Genomic DNA, 15,568 nt, shown 5'->3' with positions numbered 1-15,568 from the left:
ACGCCGTGCACGGCGCCCCGCGCAGGCCTCCCGGCTGAGGGGGCCGGCTACTCGCCGCCGCGCGGCCGCGGATGATCCAGGCGGGAGAGCCAGTTGGTGAGCAGGGTTTCGAGTGACGCCGCCTCGGCGGGCGTCAGCAGGTCCAGCAGGTGGCGTTCGTTGCGCATGTGGTCGGCGAACGCCTGGTCGATCAGTTCCCGTCCGGGGCCGGTCAGGGCGACGATCCGGCCCCGCTGGTCGTCGTCGGCCCGGCGGCGCGTGACGAGTCCGGCCCGTTCGAGGCGGTCGATCCGCTTCGTCATCGCGCCGGTGGTGACCATGGTGTGCGCGGCGAGCTCGCCCGGGGCCCGCTCGTAGGGCTCCCCGGCGCGGCGCAGCGCGCACAGGACGTCGAACTCGCCCTCGCCGAGGCCGTAGCGGCCGTAGACGAGGGTGAGTTCCTCCGTCAGCCGGTCGGCCAGGCGGTGCAGCCGGCCGATCACGGCCTGCGGGCCGACGTCGAGGTCGGGGCGCTCGCGGCGCCAGTCGGCCTGGATGCGGGCCACGCGGTCCAGCGGTTCACCGTGTTCCATGCGCACCAGGATACCTTCCTGGGAAGTTATATTGGCTTCCATGGAAGCGAATACGCGCTGGGTGGCCCTGACGGCGATCGCGCCGGTGGCCTGGGGGACCAACTACTTCGTCACGCACGAGTTCCTGCCGGCCGACCGCCCGCTCCACGGGGCCGCCCTGCGGGCCCTGCCCGCCGGCCTCGTCCTGCTGGCCCTGTGCAGGCAGCGGCCGCGCGGCGCGTGGTGGTGGCGGTCGGCGGTGCTGGGGCTGCTCAACACGAGCGTGTTCTTCGTCCTCGTCTACGCCGCCTCCCAGCTGCTCCCGACGAGCGTGGCCGCGACCGTGATGGCGGTGTCCCCGATGACGATGATGCTCATCGCCTGGCTCCTGGTGTCCGAGCGGCCCGGCGCCGCTCACCTGGCCGGTGCCCTGATCGGCCTCGGCGGGGTCTGCCTCATGCTGCTGACCGGGGTGGAGGAGGTGAGTGCGGCGGGGGTCCTCGCCTCGGCCGCCGCCATGCTCGTGTCCTCCTTCGGCCACGTCCTGACCAAACGGTGGGGCGCCGGCGCCGACGTGCTCGCCTCGACCGCCTGGCAACTCACCGCCGGGGGACTGTTCCTCCTCCCGGTCGCGGCAGCCGTGGAGGGTCCCGTGCCCGAGCTCCCCGCGCCGACGCTCCTCGCGTTCGGCTACGTCGCCCTGATCGCCACGGCGCTGGCCTTCGCCGCCTGGTTCACCGGGCTGAAGCACCTGCCCGCGGGGACGGTCGCGCTGATCGGGCTGCTCAACCCCGTGACCGGCGTACTGCTCGGCACGGCCCTCGCCGGAGAGGAACTGACCGCCCGGCAGCTGTGCGGCCTGGGCCTGGTCCTGGCCGGCGTCCTGCTCGGCCGGCCCGGACGCGCCGCCCGGCGGCCCGGCGCCGGGCCGCACGCCCCGGCGGACGATAGGGTGCCGAGTGCTTCCGGCGGCGATTGAGGAGCCCATGGACCTCCAGGAGACGGTCGACGAACTGGTCGCCTCCGGCCGGGAGGCCGGACTCCAGGTGGCCGCGTACCAGGGCGGGCGGCTGCTCGTGGAGGCGCACGCCGGGGTTCCCGGACCGGGGACGCTCGTCCACGCCTTCTCGGTCGGCAAGGGGTGCACGGCGACCCTCGTGCACGTGCTCGCCGAGCGCGGGCTGCTCGAGTACGACGCCCCCGTCGCCCGCTACTGGCCCGCCTTCGGAGCCCACGGCAAGGCGGGCATCACCGTCCGGCACGCCCTCACGCACACCGCCGGGATCCCCCAGCTGCCCCGCGCCCTCACCGGCGCCGAACTGTGCGACTGGGAGCACATGTGCGGGGTCGTCGCAGGACTGCGCCCGCTGTGGGAGCCGGGCACGGCCAGCGGCTACCACGGCTGGACCTACGGCTGGATCCTCGGCGAGACCGTCCGCCGGGCCACCGGACTCACCCCGGGGCAGGCCCTGCGCGAGTACGTCACCGAGCCCCTCGGGATCGCCGACGAGCTGTACTTCGGGCTGCCCGCCGACCGACTGGCCCGGGTGGCACCGCTGGTGGAAGGCGGCTGGGAGGCCTACCTGGCCGGGCTGCCCTCCGGGGCGCCCTTCGTCCGCCTCGTCGCCCCCAACCGCGGCCTGTGGACCACCGCCACCCTCGCCAACCGGCCCGCGTACCTCATGGCCGACCTGCCCGCCTGCGCCACCACCACCGCCCGCGCCGCCGCCCGGATGTACGCGGCGCTCCTGGGCGAGGTGGACGGCGTACGCCTGCTCCCGCCGGCCCGGGTCGCACGGGCCACGGCGGTCGCCGTGGACGGCCCGGACCGGACACTGCTGCGCCGCCACGCCAAGGGGCTCGGCTACTTCCTCGGTCTGCCCCCGACGGGCGGCGATCCGACGGCCTTCGGCCACCACGGCAGCGGCGGCTCCATCGCCTTCGCCGACCCCCGCCGCGACCTCACCTTCGCCCTGACCCGCACCCGCCTCGCCCACCCCGCCGACGACACGGCCACCCACCTGGCAACCACGGTCCGCACGACAGCCCCCACCACCCCCCGAGCCCACCCATGACCACCCCGCCACCCGCGCCACGCCCGCCCGAGGGCGCCCCCTCTCGCGGAACTCGCGGCCGACGGGGTGACGGGCGAGGGGTGGGGGTGGGTCGTTACGCTGGTCGTGCAGGAGGGACTTCCGGGAGGCCGCCATGGCGGCTTACGCTCGCGCGCACCAGCACCGCTTCCACCTGGAGCAGGACGGGCACTCGATCACCGTGGTGTGGAGTGCCCGGCGCCGCCGCGCCGAGGTGCTGGTCGACGGCAAGGTGGTGGCGGCGGCGCGGACGCGCCGCACGGCGACGACCGAGCTGCGCGGCGAGACCGCCGACGGCGAGGGTGCCGTCCACCCGTTCACGATCCGGCTCGGCCGCCCGGACATCCCCGGCGACGAGCCCCTGTGCGCCCTGGAAACCGGGCACAGGCTGTACCTCATGCCGCTGGTCCCGCTCACCGGCGACGAGGCCTGGCCCCCGGAGCCCACACCCCCGCCCCGCGGCCCCCGCGAACTGCTGACCCGCTGGCGCACACGCCACCGCAGGCGCCGGCCCCGCTGACGCCGCGTCCCGCGCCCACAGCACGCCTGACGGCAGCGGCGCGCCTTTACCATCGGCGGGGCAGGCACCGCCCAACCCGCCCCGACCGACCCCGAGGCATGGAGCCGATGACGAAGCCCGTCCCGTTCACGTCCGACGACGTCGCCCGCCTCGCCGAAGCCCTCCGCCAGGCCGTGGCCGACGGCGCGACCCCCGGCGGTGTCATCGCGCTCGGCACCCTCGGCGACGCCCCCCGCTTCCTGACGTCCGGCCGCATCGCCGACGAACTCGGCGACGCCACCCCCGGCGCGGACACCGTCTACGACATCGCCTCCCTCACCAAGGTCGTCGCCACCTGGCCCCTCGTCTGCCAGGCCGTCGACGCCGGACTCCTCACCCCGACGGCCCCCGTGCGCGACTTCCTCCCCGCGCTCGACGGCCCGGCACCCAGCGGGGAGGCCACCATCGAGCAGCTCCTCACCCACACCGCGGGCCTCAAGGCCTCCACCCGCCTCGACCGCTACCGCGGCGCCCACCAGCCCCTGCACGAACTCCTGTGCCGGGAACCCCTCGAAGCCGAGCCCGGCGAGCACCGGTACGTCAATCGCGGCTACATCCTCCTCGGCCTGGCGCTCGCCCACACCCACCGCCGACCGCTCGACGAACTCGCCCGCGCCCTGTGGGACGACCTCGGCATGACCGGCACCACCTACGGTCCCGTCGCCCGTGGCCCGCAGGTCGCCCCGACCGACCGCCGCCTCCCCGGCGCCCCCCGCGTCTGGGGCCAGGCCCACGACGACAACGCCGCCCTCCTCGGCGGTGTCGCCGGCCACGCGGGCGTCTTCTCCACGGCCCGAGACCTCGCCCGCTACGCCGAACACCTCATCGACCCCGCCGGCCGCCCGCACGGCTGGCTCCGCGCCTCCGCGCTCCCGTTCGCCCCGATCGAGGCCGGCCTGCACCGGGGCCTGTCCTGGGTCTGCGCCCCGGGCGACGTGGCCTGCCACCACGGCTTCACCGGCACCAGCCTCTACCTCGCCCCCACCGCGGGCCGCTACCTCGCGATCTGCACCAACGCGGTCTACCACGGCGAAGCCCGCCGCGGGATCGCACCCCTGCGCGCCCTCGCCCTCAAGAGCATCACCGCCACCTGACCGGTACGGGGGCGTCCACACCTTGATCATTCGTGGCCGAAGTCTGATGATCATGGTGCAGGACGCATCAGAAAGCGAGCAGACACATGCAACCGACGTTCGTACTGGTTCACGGAGCCTTCTCGAACTCCTTCCCCTTCGCACCGCTCCAGGCCGAGCTCGGCCTCCTCGGACACCGTTCGGTCGCCGTCGACCTGCCCGGCCACGGCTTCGAGGCCACCTTCACGCACGCCTACCAGACGCCCCAAGACCCCGAAGGCCTCGCCACCACGCCCGGCGCGATCAAGGGCGTCACCCTCGCCGACAACGCCGCACACCTGATCCGGATCCTCGAACGAGCCAAGCGCAACGGCCCGGTCATCCTCGTCTCCCACAGCCGCGGCGGCATCACGGCCACCGCCGCGGCCAACGCGCGTCCGGACCTCATCGACCGCATCGTGTACGTCTCGGCCTGGTGCCCGGTCGACCTCGACGTCAACGACTACTACGCCGAGCCGGAGATGGCCTCGGTCGACGCCGCGTCCCTGGCCCTGGCGCTGGCCGGGAACCCCGCCGAACTCGGCCTGCTGCGCGTCAACTTCCGCACCGCCGACCCCGACGCCCTCGCCGCCTTCAAGGCGGCCTTCTTCGCCGACGGCACCGACGAGGAGTTCCTGACCTTCCTGAACACCTTCCAGCCCGACGAGAACCTGGACGTCGGCACCTCCGCCGACCGCGCACGGGCCGACACCTGGGGCAGCATCCCGAAGACCTACGTCCGCCTGGCCGACGACACGAGCCTGCCGCCCGCCATGCAGGACCGGCTGATCCGTGAGGGGAACGCGCTGACCCCGGACAACCCGTACGACGTCCGCACCCTCGAAGGCAGCCACCTGAAGTGGCTGGTCGCGCCGGCGGCCGCGGCACGACTCCTGGGCGAACTCGCGGCCCCGGCGCAGTAGCGGGCAGCGGCCGCCGAACGCCTCGGCGCCGAAGCGCGGTGATCCGGTCCGGGGGCGTCCGCGGAGGGGCTCCCGCGCCGGTACCGGCGGCCCGAACAGGCGGCCGGTCGGCCCCCGCCGACGCCGGCGTGCAAACCTGACCCGGTGAACGAAGCCCTCTCCGCCGCCCTGCAGCGCGCGTCCCGCCACCAGCACCGATTCGAAGCCCGCTTCGCGGCCTACTTCGATTCCCTGACCGACCCCGCCGGCGGCGCGCTCGAGACGCCGCCGTACGGCACCTTCCCCTCCCGAGCCCTCGACCTGGTGCGCGACATGTCACTGCGCGGCGGCAAACGGCTCCGCGTGGTCCTCCTGCACGAGGCCGCCGCGCTGGTGGCCGACGACGGCGTCGCAGGCCTGGACGAAGCGGCCATCAGCATCGAACTGCTGCAGACCCACGGCCTGATCCACGACGACATCATCGACGACGCGCCCCTGCGCCGCGGCGGCCCCTCCACCTACTACGCCTACCGCCACGAGTTCCCCGACCGGCCCGACACCGCCCTCGCGCTGGCCCTCCTCGCCGGCGACCTCGCGGCCTTCCTGTCCCTGCGCGTGCTGCTCACCAGCGGGCTGCCCGCCGACCGGGCCCTGGCCATGGCCGCCGTCCACGCCGACACGGGAGCCGCCACGATGAGCGGCCAGATGATCGATCTGGAACGCGACTTCCACCCCGCCCCCGGCATCGACTTCCTGCACGCCGTCACCGAGTTCAAGTCCACCCGCTACTCCGTCCTCGCCCCGCTGCGGCTGGGCCTCCTCGCCGCCGGCACCGACCACACCCCCTACGACGCCGAACTGCGGCGCTACGCCGGCGCATTGGGCATCGCCAACCAGATCCACGACGACTGGCTCGACCTGTTCGGAGATCCGGCCGCCCTCGGCAAACCGACCGGCTCGGACATCCGGTCGGGCCGCCGCAACTACGCCCTCCGCGCTCTCACGGCCGTCTGCGAGGACGCCGAGCGCAAGCTGCTGGACGAAGCCTGGGGAGATCCGGGCTGCGACGAGGAAACCCTCGACCGCATACGCCGCATCGCGCGAGCACACGGAGTCGACCGGCAGCTCCGGGCCGAGGCCGAAGCCCACGCCCGCCGGGCGGAGGCCGAGGCCGCCACGTGGCGGCGGCGCTGGCGACCGGAGGCCGTGGCGTTCTTCGCACACATGCCGGCCTGGAGCGTCACCCGCGACCGGTGACGCCCGCCCCCACCCATCGGGAGGGCGCGGTCAGGTGCGGCGGCTCGCCGCGTTGCGGACACGGCGGGTGCGTCCGTGCTCGGCCAGCAGGCTGAGGGCGGCGGGCGAAGTCACGAGCTCGGCGGCGGCGGCCGTGCGCTGGAACCAGTCGGACGCGGTCAGCACCTCCTCGTAGGTCCAGGGTTCGTCCAGCACGAGGGACCTCAGCAGAGTCCACTCGCGCAGCCGGCGGGTGAGGAAGGCACGATCGCCGATCACCGTGGCCATCATCGCGGCCCAGGCGGGGAACCGGGGGCCGGTCAACTGCTGGGCCGCCCGGCGTTCGAGGTGATGGTTCACGGCGCTCTCGGCCATCACGGCGTCCTCGTCGCGTAGGACGGTGGCCACCAGGGCGGCCTCCTCCGCTTCCGAGACGCTGTCCAGGGCCCGCAGGTAGCCGGCATGGCGCCGGTGCTCGGGGGGCTCCTCGTCTTCGTGAGAGCCGGTCATGTGGCCGTCACCGCGATCCGATGAAGCGCAGGGCGAGGCCGGAGGCGGGGATCCAGTAGGTGACACGGGCGCCGTCGTCGAACGACACCTGCCCGGGCAGGGCGACGTTCACCGGCCCGCCCGGCTGGAGGCCGAGGGGAAGGGTGTCCGTGTCGTACGTGTCCATACGGCCGCCGCTGGCGAGGAGGGCCGCGTACGCCTTCTCACCCGGAGCGAGCGTCACGGGTGCGTCCTTGCTGTCCTCGATCACCGCGATCGGGGCCCTGGCATGAGGGAACTTCAGGTACGGGTACCCCTGGAGGCCGCACTTGGCGGACCCGGTGTTGGTGACCGTGAGGAGGAGGTGCCTGACGGGCTTGCCCGCCTCGTCCTGGTTCGTCGCCGAGAACGCGAGGTCACCCACCCCACACGCGGCGATCGTGGCCGGCGGGGTGGCCGGCGCGGTGGCGGACGGCCCACCGGTCGCGGGGGCGGTGGGAGTCGGCCCGGCGAGGGTCGGCGCGGTGGGGGAGGGCTCGGTGGACGGGGACGCGCTGGGGGTGGGCACGGCGGGGGAGGCCGGCCCGGCCGTGGGCGCGGTGAGGGACGCGGCGGGTGGTGGTGCGGGGTCGAGGCGGGGCTCCGGGCCGCCGAACGCCGTGGTCAGGCCGAACGCGAGGGCCGCGACGACCGCGACGCCGCCTCCCGCGTAGGCGGAGTTCCGGCGACGACGCCGGGCGACGGCCCGGCGACGGACCTCCGCGCCCGTCGTGGGCGGGGGGCAGGCGGCGCTGTCGGCCAGCTCGCGCAGGGCGGAGGACAGGTCATCGGGCACGGTCTTCCTCCTTCTCCTCGCCGCTTGCGCCCACCACACCGGCCTCGCCCGGCGGCAGCAGCTTGGCGAGGGCTGCCCGGCCGCGTGAGAGGCGGGCCTTGACCGTACCGGTCGGCGCGCCGGTCTCGGAGGCTACCTGTTCCACACTGAGGTCACACAGGTGGTGCAGCACTATCGCCATGCGCTGGGGCTCCGGGAGCTGTCGCAGCGCCGCGACGAGGGCGACGTGCTCGGGACCGGGCCCGGGGGCGTGATCGGGCAGCGGCGGGGTGCGGCGCACCAGCTCCAGCCACCGCCGCGCCCTGCGCCAGTGGCTGACCGCGAGACGCATCGCGACGGTGCGGATCCAGGCTTCGGGAGCCTCGGTGGCAAGGATGTCCCGCCGCCGGTCCCAGGCCCGTACGAAGGCTTCCTGTACGACGTCCTGGGCCTGGCCGTGGTCACCGGTGAAGGAGTACACCTGCCCGACGATCCGTGGGAACGCCGACGCGTAGAACGCGTCGAACTCGTCCTCCGTCATACCGCCCCCCGGTCCCGAAATCTTTTCCGATCCGCATGCAACCCGCCTGGTCCTGGCGTGCGTACAGGTCGTGTACAGCGAACAACACCACACAGGGGGCTCTGTTGACCAGGGGAAACAAGGCGATCAGGAAGGCGGCGGCCGCGGCCGTCCTCGGCGCGCTGCTGCTCGCGTCCACCGCGTGCGAGCCGAGCGGCGCCGACGCATCGCGCGACTCCACGACCTCGGTGCAGCCGAGCGCGCCGAACTCGCCGGACTCGCCCAACTCGCCGAACGCAGCGAAGACCGGGGAGACGGGCAAGACGGCCGCGGCGCGGCCGGGCGGGGTCCCGGCGAAGTCCGGCGGGGGCCCGGCCAAGCCGAGCGCCGGCCCGGGCAACGCCGGCGGTACCGGCGTCGCCGCGTGTGGGGTGGGTGACCTCGCGTTCTCGGCGACGAACCAGGACGAGGCGGGCAAGCCCGTCAGGCACCTCCTCCTCACGGTCACCAACACCGGGTCCGCCAAGTGCGGCCTCCAGGGGTACCCGTACCTGAAGTTCCCTCATGCCAGGGCCCCGATCGCGGTGATCGAGGACAGCAAGGACGCACCCGTGACGCTCGCTCCGGGTGAGAAGGCGTACGCGGCCCTCCTCGCCAGCGGCGGCCGTATGGACACGTACGACACGGACACCCTTCCCCTCGGCCTCCAGCCGGGCGGGCCGGTGAACGTCGCCCTGCCCGGGCAGGTGTCGTTCGACGACGGCGCCCGTGTCACCTACTGGATCCCCGCCTCCGGCCTCGCCCTGCGCTTCATCATGTCGTCCTGACCCGCCCTGCCGGGGCCCCGGCCCCGGCTCAGCGGGTGAGGACCACGGTGGCGCCGGCGAGGACGGTGACCGCCGAGCCGGTCAGCATCACGTACCGCAGCCGGGGGCACGTTTGGCCCGCGACCAGGGCCTGTACGCGGTCGAGCCCGTCGGTCTCGGGCGTGGCTCCGCCGTGCACGTCCTCGGCGCAGCCGGTGCGCGTGCAGGGGGCGGTGCCGGTGTCGCGGTGAAGCCAGTAGGCGTCGGCGAGCTCGGCGAACGGCAGTCCTTCCATGGTGCGTTCAACGGGCGTACCCGTCCCGCGGGTGCGCCCGCCGCGACGTCCGTTATGCGATCGGGACCGACCGGTCGGCCCCCGGGCTACGGGTGGGGGTGGAGCCCGGGGCCGAGGTGTGGCCCGGCCAGGGGAGTGGGGGAGAGGTCGGTGGGTCCCTCACCCGCTTCGAGGAGGGTGTCGGCGGCCCCGACGATGAGGGGGTCGGGCCGGCCGACCGCCCCCTCGTCCTTGCGGTCGTAGTCGACGCGCCACAGCAGGCTGCGCATGGCCTCGAGCCGTCCGCGCCGTTTGTCGTTGGTCTTGACCACCGTCCACGGCGCGTGATCGGTGTCGGTCGCCCGGAACATCGCGACCTTGGCCTCGGTATAGGCGTCCCACCGGTCCAGGGAGGCCAGGTCGGTGGGGGAGAGCTTCCACTGCCTGACCGGGTCGACCTGCCGGATCGCGAAACGGGTGCGCTGCTCGCCGCGGGAGACCGAGAACCAGAACTTCACCAGCATGATCCCGTCCTCCACCAGCATCTCCTCGAAGACGGGGCACTGGCGCAGGAACAGCGCGTACTGCTCCGGGGTGCAGAACCCCATCACCGACTCGACCCCGGCGCGGTTGTACCAGGACCGGTCGAAGAAGACGATCTCCCCGGGCGCCGGCAGGTGGGCGGTGTAGCGCTGGAAGTACCACTGCCCGGCCTCCCGCCCGGTCGGCTTGTTCAGAGCCACGATCCGTGCCCCGCGCGGGTTGAGCCGTTCGGTGAAGCGCTGGATCGTGCCGCCCTTGCCCGCCGCGTCCCTGCCCTCGCAGATCACCACCAGCCGGCCGCCGGACTCCTTCACCCAGTGCTGCAGCTTGAGCAGCTCGATCTGCAGGATCCGCTTGGTCCGCTCGTACTCCTTGCGCCGCATCTTGCGGTCGTAGGGGTAGTTCTCCCGCCAGGTCCGCAGAGGGGCACCGGCGGAGTCCAGCAGGACCGGCTGCTCGGGCCGGCGGTCGTCCACCCGCAACCCGGACAGCAGCTCCTCGGCCTGCGGCGGCGAAGACGCCTCGTCACTCATTCCATGCCTCACTCATTCCATGCCCCTACCCAGACCCCCCGCGTCCATGGCACGCGCGCCGGATCAGGACGGGCGAGGGCGGGAGCGGCGGCGGCGCAGGTGGTCGAGCGGGGCGAGGGCGCGGGCGTGGAGGGCGGTGCGGGCGGCGTTGAGGCCGGGGGCGCCGTGGACCCCACCGCCGGGGTGGGCGGAGGCGGAGGCGAGGTAGAGACCCGGGACCGGAGTGGAGGGCCGGCCGCTGCCGGGTACCGGGCGGAAGACCAGTTGCTGGTAGAGGTTGGTGGTGCGCTGGTTGACGGCGCCGCCGGCCAGCGGGGTTGAGGCGTTCCAGGTCGGGCGGGGCCAGGATCCTGCGGGCGCGGAGGGCGGCGCCGAAACCGGGGGCGTACCGTTCGACCTGCTCCTGGAGCCGGTCGGCGATGGCTTCCTTGTCCCGCTCGTCTCACCGCCCCGTGATGCCGTCCGGGCCGGCGTCGCCGGTGATGTCCTGCGGGACGTGGGTGTAGGCCCATGCGGACTCGGTGCCTTCGGGGGAGCGGTCGGCATCCGCGGTGGTCATCTGTCCGAGCACCGCGAACGGGCTGGACGGCACCTGTCGCATGGCGATCTGCGCGGCGAACAGGGTGAGCGCGTCCACGCCGTCGGCCAGATGGACCGTGCCGGCGGCCCGCGGCCCCTCGGCCCGCCAGGGGATCGGCCCCGACAGCGCCCAGTCGACCTTCACCGTGGAGAAGTCCCACTGGAAACGCCGCAGGTCCTCCCGCAGCCGGCCGGGCAGCTGCTCACCGCGCAGGAGCCGCCCGTAGAGGACCGGAGCGGGTACGGCGGCCAGCACGGCCCGGCGCGCCGTGACCAGAGTGCCGTCCGCGGTGCGTACCGCCGCCGCCCGCCCGCCCCGTACCAGGACCTCGGTCGCCGGCTGCCCGCAGTGCACGACGCCCCCGCGGGCCGTGAGCCGTCGTACGAGGGCGTCCGTCAGCGCCTGGGCGCCGCCCCGCGGCACGGGGAAGCCGTACTGCTGTCCGAGCATGCACATCAGCCAGCCGAACCCGCCGCCGAGCGCCGACTCGGGGGCCAGGTCGGCGTGCAGGGCGTTGCCCGCGAGCAGCAGGCGCCCGCCGGCCCCGGCGAACTCCTCCTCGCCGAGCCTGCGGGCCGGCAGCAGCATCGTGCGCGCCACCCGCGGCATCTCGGCGTAGCCGAGCCGCAGCGCCAGCTTCCCGCCCGCCCGGATCGGCGGGAACGGGGTGAACAGGCAGTCCAGCAGGTCATCGCCGATGCGCTGCCACAGCCGGTAGAGCCGCAGCCAGGCCTCCCCGTCGCCCGGCGCGAAGCGCTCCAGGGAGGCGGCGGTCGCCTCGGGTGCGGCGGCGAGGACGGCGCAGCGGCCGTCGGGCAGCGGGTGGGCGACGGCCGCCGGCGCCCGGCTCCAGCACAGCCCGTGCTCCTCCAGACACATCCCCGCGGTCGCTGCGGACGGCGCCGCCCGCCGAAGCCGCCGCTTCCAGCACCACGACCTGCCAGCCCGCGTCGGCCTGGACGTTCGCGGCGACCAGACCGTTGGGCCCGGCACCGATGACCACCGCGTCAGGGCCGCTCACGATGACCGTCCTCGCACACGCGGGCCAGCCGGGCCAGCATGGCGCGGTGCCGCCACTGGGCGACGGCGTCGATGGCCGCGTGGTGGAAGGTCCAGCCCCGGCCGCGCAGCGGGTGTTCGTCCAGGACCACCAGGGTTTCATCGCCCCAGGGCCGTACCTCGATGGCGATCCGCGCACTGGCGTGATCACCGGCCCTCGCTTCCAGCTCCAGCCGGTCCGGCGGTTCGTGTACGCGCACCACCGTCTCCCCCTCGTACCTGAACGGGCCGGCCTTCACCTGGTAGCGGAGCACGGGGCCCTCCTCGGGCCACCGGTCGTCCGCCGGGCTGGAGAGGTGCGTGCCCACCACCCACCTCTCGTAGCAGCCGGCGTTCTCGAGGACCGCCCACACCCGGTCGGGCCTGGCCCGTACCAGGCGGTGCTGTAGTGCCATGGCTGCCTCCCACGCTGCCCGCGGCTGCCGCGGCCGGGGTCCCGTCGCCTACCCGGCCCGGGTCCGTCCCACGCCGGCCCGTCCCGGCGCCGGGGGAGCACGGCGCGCAGCACGGCCAGCCCGGCGACCGCGCCCACCGCCCGGCGGGCGGCCGGCGGGAGCGTCCAGGGTCCCGGAGCCGGCCTCGCCGCCCGACGCGCCGCCGAAGTAGGCCTTGTCGGTGCGCCACGTCACGGTCCGCCTCACCAGCGCGGGAGCCGGCGTACGGGCGAGGACGAGCAGGCGGGCGTACGGGCCGACGAGCACCCGGTCGCGGGGCCGGCGGGCGGCCCGCACGACGCACGGGCGATCCGCTCGGGGGTGGCCACCGGCGGCAGGGACCGCAGAACCCGGCCGGAGCGGTTCGCGGCATGCCGGAAGAACGGGGTGTCCACCCCCGTGGGCAGCACCGTGCACACCGAGATCCCACTGTCCCCCGAGAGCCGCAGCTCCTCGCGCAGCACCTCGTCGAACGTGCACAGGGCTGCCTTCGACATCGCGTAGCCGCCCATGTACGGGGCCGTGACCCGCCCCCGAGCAGCGAGGACACGTCGACCACGACCCCCCGCCCCTGGCGGCGCATGACCGCGACCGCCGCGCGAGCCCCGTTCACGGCACCGATGACGTTGACGTCGAGGAGGCGGCGCAGCTCCCGTGCGGGCACCTGGTCGAAACGGCCCAGGATCCCCACCCCCGCGGCGTTGACCCACGCGTCGATCCGGCCGAAGCGCGCGACGGCGGCGGTGGCCAGCCGCCGGACGGCCCCTTCGTCGCTGACGTCCGTCGGCACGGCGAGGGCCTCGCCGCCCCGGGCCCGGCACTCCCCGGCCGCCCGTTCCAGCGCGGCGGCGCTGCGGGCGGCCAGCACCACCCGCGCACCCCGACGGGCGCACTCCACGGCGGTGGCCCGGCCGATCCCGCTCGATGCTCCGGTGACCACGACGACGGCGTCGCGCATCCTCACCCCCCCCCGCGTCTGACCACACCGGGCCGTCCCATGCCTCCGGGACCGGCGCATCCATCATGTCATCCTCTCGATGACGTCCTGCTTGTCATCGTTTCGATGACGTGCTACAACGGGAGCACGTTGAAGCGCATGGGCAGTTCCTGCCTGAACCGACTGGAGGTGTTTCGCGATGCTGATGCGCACCGACCCGTTCCGCGAGATGGACCGCATCGTCCAGCAGCTCTCGGGCACGTCGGGCACGTGGTCGAAGCCGTCCGTGATGCCGATGGACGCCTACCGGCAGGGCGACACGTACGTGATCGCCTTCGACCTCCCCGGTGTGAGCACCGAGGCGATCGACATCGACGTCGAGCGGAACATGCTGACGGTGAAGGCCGAGCGCCGGCCCGCGGAGAAGTCCGACGGCGTGCAGATGGAGCTCTCCGAGCGGCCCCTCGGCGTCTTCTCCCGCCAGATCGTCCTGGCCGACACCCTCGACACCGAGCACATCGAAGCCGACTACGACGCGGGCGTCCTCACCCTGCGGATCCCGATCGCCGAGCGCGCCAAGCCGCGCAAGATCGCCATCGGTGGCGAGTCCGGCCGCAAGCAGATCTCGGGCTGAACCAGCCCGGCACAGGCGGCGGAGGACGGGGAACCCGATCCCCCTCCGGCACCCCGTCCTCCGCGGAGCTGATCTGGGAGCTAACCCAGGGCCGCGCTCCGGTTGCCGAGCAGGTCCAGCAGCGTGTCCCGGTGGAGGGCGGCCACCGGTTCGAGCAGGTCGGGATGGCGCAGCAGGGCTGCGGCCTCGTGCTCGTGATCACCGGGACGGGTGAGACGGCTGACCTCGCCGGCCCGGCCGTGACCGACCCGGAGGTGGGCCTCGACGGCGAGGGCGGGGGATGCCAGGAGGCAGGCCGCCCAGCTGACGACGATCTCGTCCACCCAGGTCCGCCAGCCGGCGTCGGCCTCGGCACCGGCGTCCGCGACGTGATCGACGCCGGTGGTCCAGTCCAGCCGGGCGCTCCCCCCGGGGCCCAGGAGATGCAGCAGCTGGGCGTCGAGCGGGTCCGGGTAGCGCAGGGCGGCGGCGACGGTGACCGCCTGCCCGGCCTGGGCCTCGGCCAGGGCCCGGCTGAACGGGCCCGCTGTGGGCGGCGGGTAGGCGGCCAGCAGCCAGCGGGTACCGGCGGCTATGAGGGGTGCGAGATCGGCGGACACGGCGGTTCCTCGGGAGGCGTGCTCGCCCTGCCCCTTCCGGGGCCGCGAGCTGCGGGGCGAAGCCGCTCCGCTCCGCTCGTGGCTGACCAGAGTAGCCGTCACCGGCAGCCGCGCGGCATGACGCACGTCACCGTCCCGCCCCGGTGGCGGCCCGGAGGCCCGCCCGCGGGCCCGCCACCGGGCAGGGGGTCAGGACTTCCCGCGGCCGGTCACGAAGTCGCGCGCCCGGTCCACCAGGCCGGCCCCCGGCGCGAGCAGCTTGCTCGCGGTGGGACTGCTCGGTGCGGCGGGGTGGGGGCGGGTGGGCGCCATGGCCTTGGCGCGACGGATCTTGTCGCCGAGGTCGTCCAGCTGCTGCGGGGTGCAGGCTCGCTCCAGCATCGGGAAGAGGTTGCTCTCCTCGTCCTGGACATGGGCGGAGACCTCGTCCATGAGCTGCCGCAGGAGCGGGCCCATCTGCGCGTCGTCGGTGCTCATCTTCTCGAGCCGCTTGAGCATCTTCTCGACCCGGCCGTGGTCCGCGATCTCCTTGTCCGCCATCCGGTCGCCGCCCGGGACGTGCTCGCGCACGGCCGGGTAGAGGTACTGCTCCTCGGCGACCGAGTGCCGTACGAGCTCGATGGTGAATTCGTCGATGAGATCGCGCAGCTCCTGTGCGCTTCCGGTCATGGCCCGGAGACGGCTGAACATCTCCTCGACCTCCCGGTGGTCGGCCTTCAGCTCGTCGATCACGTTCCCGCCGTGTCCCATGTCGCCTCCATGCGCGTTCGGTGCGGGCCGCTGCGGCCCGATCCGATCGCTTCCCCGTCGCGCCCCCGGGCGCCCGGCGGCAGGCGACGTCTCACCCGCATGGTCTTGTCACCGGCGCCCCGCCATCCGCCCCGGGGCTTCGG

General features: G+C 74.2%; 18 protein-coding genes and 2 pseudogenes. 8 read left to right on the top strand and 12 right to left on the bottom strand.

Translation table 11 applies throughout. The features are described from left to right. Positions 1-47: 47 nt before the first annotated feature. Positions 48-572, bottom strand: coding sequence for a MarR family winged helix-turn-helix transcriptional regulator (locus tag ABD973_RS00610; RefSeq protein ID WP_125603899.1), 525 nt, complete (start codon positions 570-572; stop codon positions 48-50). 40 nt (positions 573-612) lie between these two features. On the opposite strand from ABD973_RS00610, the gene ABD973_RS00605 reads away from it, so the two are divergent. The 6 genes from ABD973_RS00605 to ABD973_RS00580 all read left to right on the top strand — a co-directional run bounded on the left by ABD973_RS00605 (position 613) and on the right by ABD973_RS00580 (position 6,474). Next, positions 613-1,530 carry an EamA family transporter gene (locus ABD973_RS00605; protein WP_345497594.1) on the top strand — a complete coding sequence of 306 codons (918 nt, stop codon included), beginning with the start codon at positions 613-615 and terminating at the stop codon, positions 1,528-1,530. A gap of 7 nt (positions 1,531-1,537) precedes the next feature. Then, positions 1,538-2,626 (top strand): serine hydrolase domain-containing protein, encoded by a 1,089-nt coding sequence (locus ABD973_RS00600; RefSeq protein ID WP_345497592.1) that lies wholly within the window; start codon positions 1,538-1,540, stop codon positions 2,624-2,626. 133 nt (positions 2,627-2,759) lie between these two features. Further along, a complete protein-coding gene (locus ABD973_RS00595) occupies positions 2,760-3,164 on the top strand; it encodes a hypothetical protein (protein ID WP_125823683.1) in 405 nt (134 codons plus the stop codon). A gap of 107 nt (positions 3,165-3,271) precedes the next feature. Beyond that, entirely contained in the window at positions 3,272-4,297 is a 1,026-nt protein-coding gene (locus ABD973_RS00590) for a serine hydrolase domain-containing protein (RefSeq protein ID WP_125823684.1), read from the top strand. An 86-nt stretch (positions 4,298-4,383) separates the two neighbouring features. After that, complete coding sequence (locus ABD973_RS00585) at positions 4,384-5,238, top strand: alpha/beta fold hydrolase (protein WP_345497590.1); 855 nt, start codon at positions 4,384-4,386, stop codon at positions 5,236-5,238. A gap of 144 nt (positions 5,239-5,382) precedes the next feature. Continuing rightward, positions 5,383-6,474, top strand: coding sequence for a polyprenyl synthetase family protein (locus ABD973_RS00580; RefSeq protein ID WP_345497588.1), 1,092 nt, complete (start codon positions 5,383-5,385; stop codon positions 6,472-6,474). Between the two features lie 30 nt (positions 6,475-6,504). On the opposite strand, the gene ABD973_RS00575 is transcribed toward ABD973_RS00580, so the two are convergent. Genes ABD973_RS00575 through ABD973_RS00565 form a run of 3 tightly spaced genes read right to left on the bottom strand, consistent with a single transcriptional unit; the run spans position 6,505 to position 8,297 of the window. Beyond that, positions 6,505-6,963 (bottom strand): hypothetical protein, encoded by a 459-nt coding sequence (locus ABD973_RS00575; RefSeq protein ID WP_345497586.1) that lies wholly within the window; start codon positions 6,961-6,963, stop codon positions 6,505-6,507. A 7-nt stretch (positions 6,964-6,970) separates the two neighbouring features. Beyond that, positions 6,971-7,777: a DUF4232 domain-containing protein gene (locus ABD973_RS00570; RefSeq protein WP_345497584.1), complete on the bottom strand. Its 807-nt coding sequence runs from the start codon at positions 7,775-7,777 to the stop codon at positions 6,971-6,973. Next, a complete protein-coding gene (locus ABD973_RS00565; RefSeq protein WP_125823687.1) occupies positions 7,767-8,297 on the bottom strand; it encodes a SigE family RNA polymerase sigma factor in 531 nt (176 codons plus the stop codon). The genes ABD973_RS00570 and ABD973_RS00565 overlap by 11 nt, the downstream gene beginning before the upstream one ends. Positions 8,298-8,401: 104 nt before the next feature. Between ABD973_RS00565 and ABD973_RS00560 the strand changes: the two genes are divergently transcribed. Further along, complete coding sequence (locus tag ABD973_RS00560; RefSeq protein WP_345497582.1) at positions 8,402-9,103, top strand: DUF4232 domain-containing protein; 702 nt, start codon at positions 8,402-8,404, stop codon at positions 9,101-9,103. Between the two features lie 28 nt (positions 9,104-9,131). On the opposite strand, the gene ABD973_RS00555 is transcribed toward ABD973_RS00560, so the two are convergent. From ABD973_RS00555 to ABD973_RS00530, 6 genes and pseudogenes are all read right to left on the bottom strand, one after another. After that, the gene (locus tag ABD973_RS00555) at positions 9,132-9,377 is read right to left on the bottom strand and encodes a hypothetical protein (protein ID WP_345497580.1); all 246 of its coding nucleotides are present in this window, start codon (positions 9,375-9,377) and stop codon (positions 9,132-9,134) included. Between the two features lie 86 nt (positions 9,378-9,463). Then, positions 9,464-10,432: a polyphosphate kinase 2 gene (gene ppk2 / locus ABD973_RS00550; RefSeq protein ID WP_345497578.1), complete on the bottom strand. Its 969-nt coding sequence runs from the start codon at positions 10,430-10,432 to the stop codon at positions 9,464-9,466. Positions 10,433-10,495: 63 nt separating this feature from the next. After that, positions 10,496-12,033: pseudogene (locus tag ABD973_RS00545) on the bottom strand (phytoene desaturase family protein). After that, a complete protein-coding gene (locus ABD973_RS00540) occupies positions 12,020-12,466 on the bottom strand; it encodes an SRPBCC domain-containing protein (RefSeq protein ID WP_345497576.1) in 447 nt (148 codons plus the stop codon). The pseudogene ABD973_RS00545 and the gene ABD973_RS00540 overlap by 14 nt, the downstream one beginning before the upstream one ends. A 242-nt stretch (positions 12,467-12,708) precedes the next feature. Continuing rightward, on the bottom strand, positions 12,709-13,017 hold the full coding sequence (locus ABD973_RS00535) for a Rossmann-fold NAD(P)-binding domain-containing protein (RefSeq protein ID WP_125823692.1): 309 nt from the start codon (positions 13,015-13,017) through the stop codon (positions 12,709-12,711). Further along, positions 12,999-13,463 (bottom strand): annotated as a pseudogene (locus tag ABD973_RS00530) (SDR family NAD(P)-dependent oxidoreductase); the annotation flags it as partial. The pseudogene ABD973_RS00530 and the gene ABD973_RS00535, both read right to left, overlap by 19 nt. Before the next feature lie 178 nt (positions 13,464-13,641). Between ABD973_RS00530 and ABD973_RS00525 the strand changes: the two are divergent. Beyond that, complete coding sequence (locus tag ABD973_RS00525) at positions 13,642-14,076, top strand: Hsp20/alpha crystallin family protein (RefSeq protein WP_345497574.1); 435 nt, start codon at positions 13,642-13,644, stop codon at positions 14,074-14,076. Positions 14,077-14,156: 80 nt separating this feature from the next. Here ABD973_RS00525 and ABD973_RS00520 read toward each other — a convergent pair whose 3' ends face one another. Together ABD973_RS00520 and ABD973_RS00515 are read right to left on the bottom strand one after the other, a co-directional pair. After that, positions 14,157-14,675 (bottom strand): hypothetical protein, encoded by a 519-nt coding sequence (locus ABD973_RS00520; RefSeq protein ID WP_125823693.1) that lies wholly within the window; start codon positions 14,673-14,675, stop codon positions 14,157-14,159. Positions 14,676-14,864: 189 nt separating this feature from the next. Then, complete coding sequence (locus ABD973_RS00515) at positions 14,865-15,425, bottom strand: hemerythrin domain-containing protein (protein ID WP_345497540.1); 561 nt, start codon at positions 15,423-15,425, stop codon at positions 14,865-14,867. Between the last annotated feature and the right edge of the window lie 143 nt (positions 15,426-15,568).

Origin of the sequence: Streptomyces racemochromogenes (assembly GCF_039535215.1) — a bacterium.
In the GTDB taxonomy this organism is placed as follows: Bacteria; Actinomycetota; Actinomycetes; order Streptomycetales; family Streptomycetaceae; genus Streptomyces; species Streptomyces racemochromogenes.
This window is presented reverse-complemented; position numbering and strand designations above follow the sequence as displayed.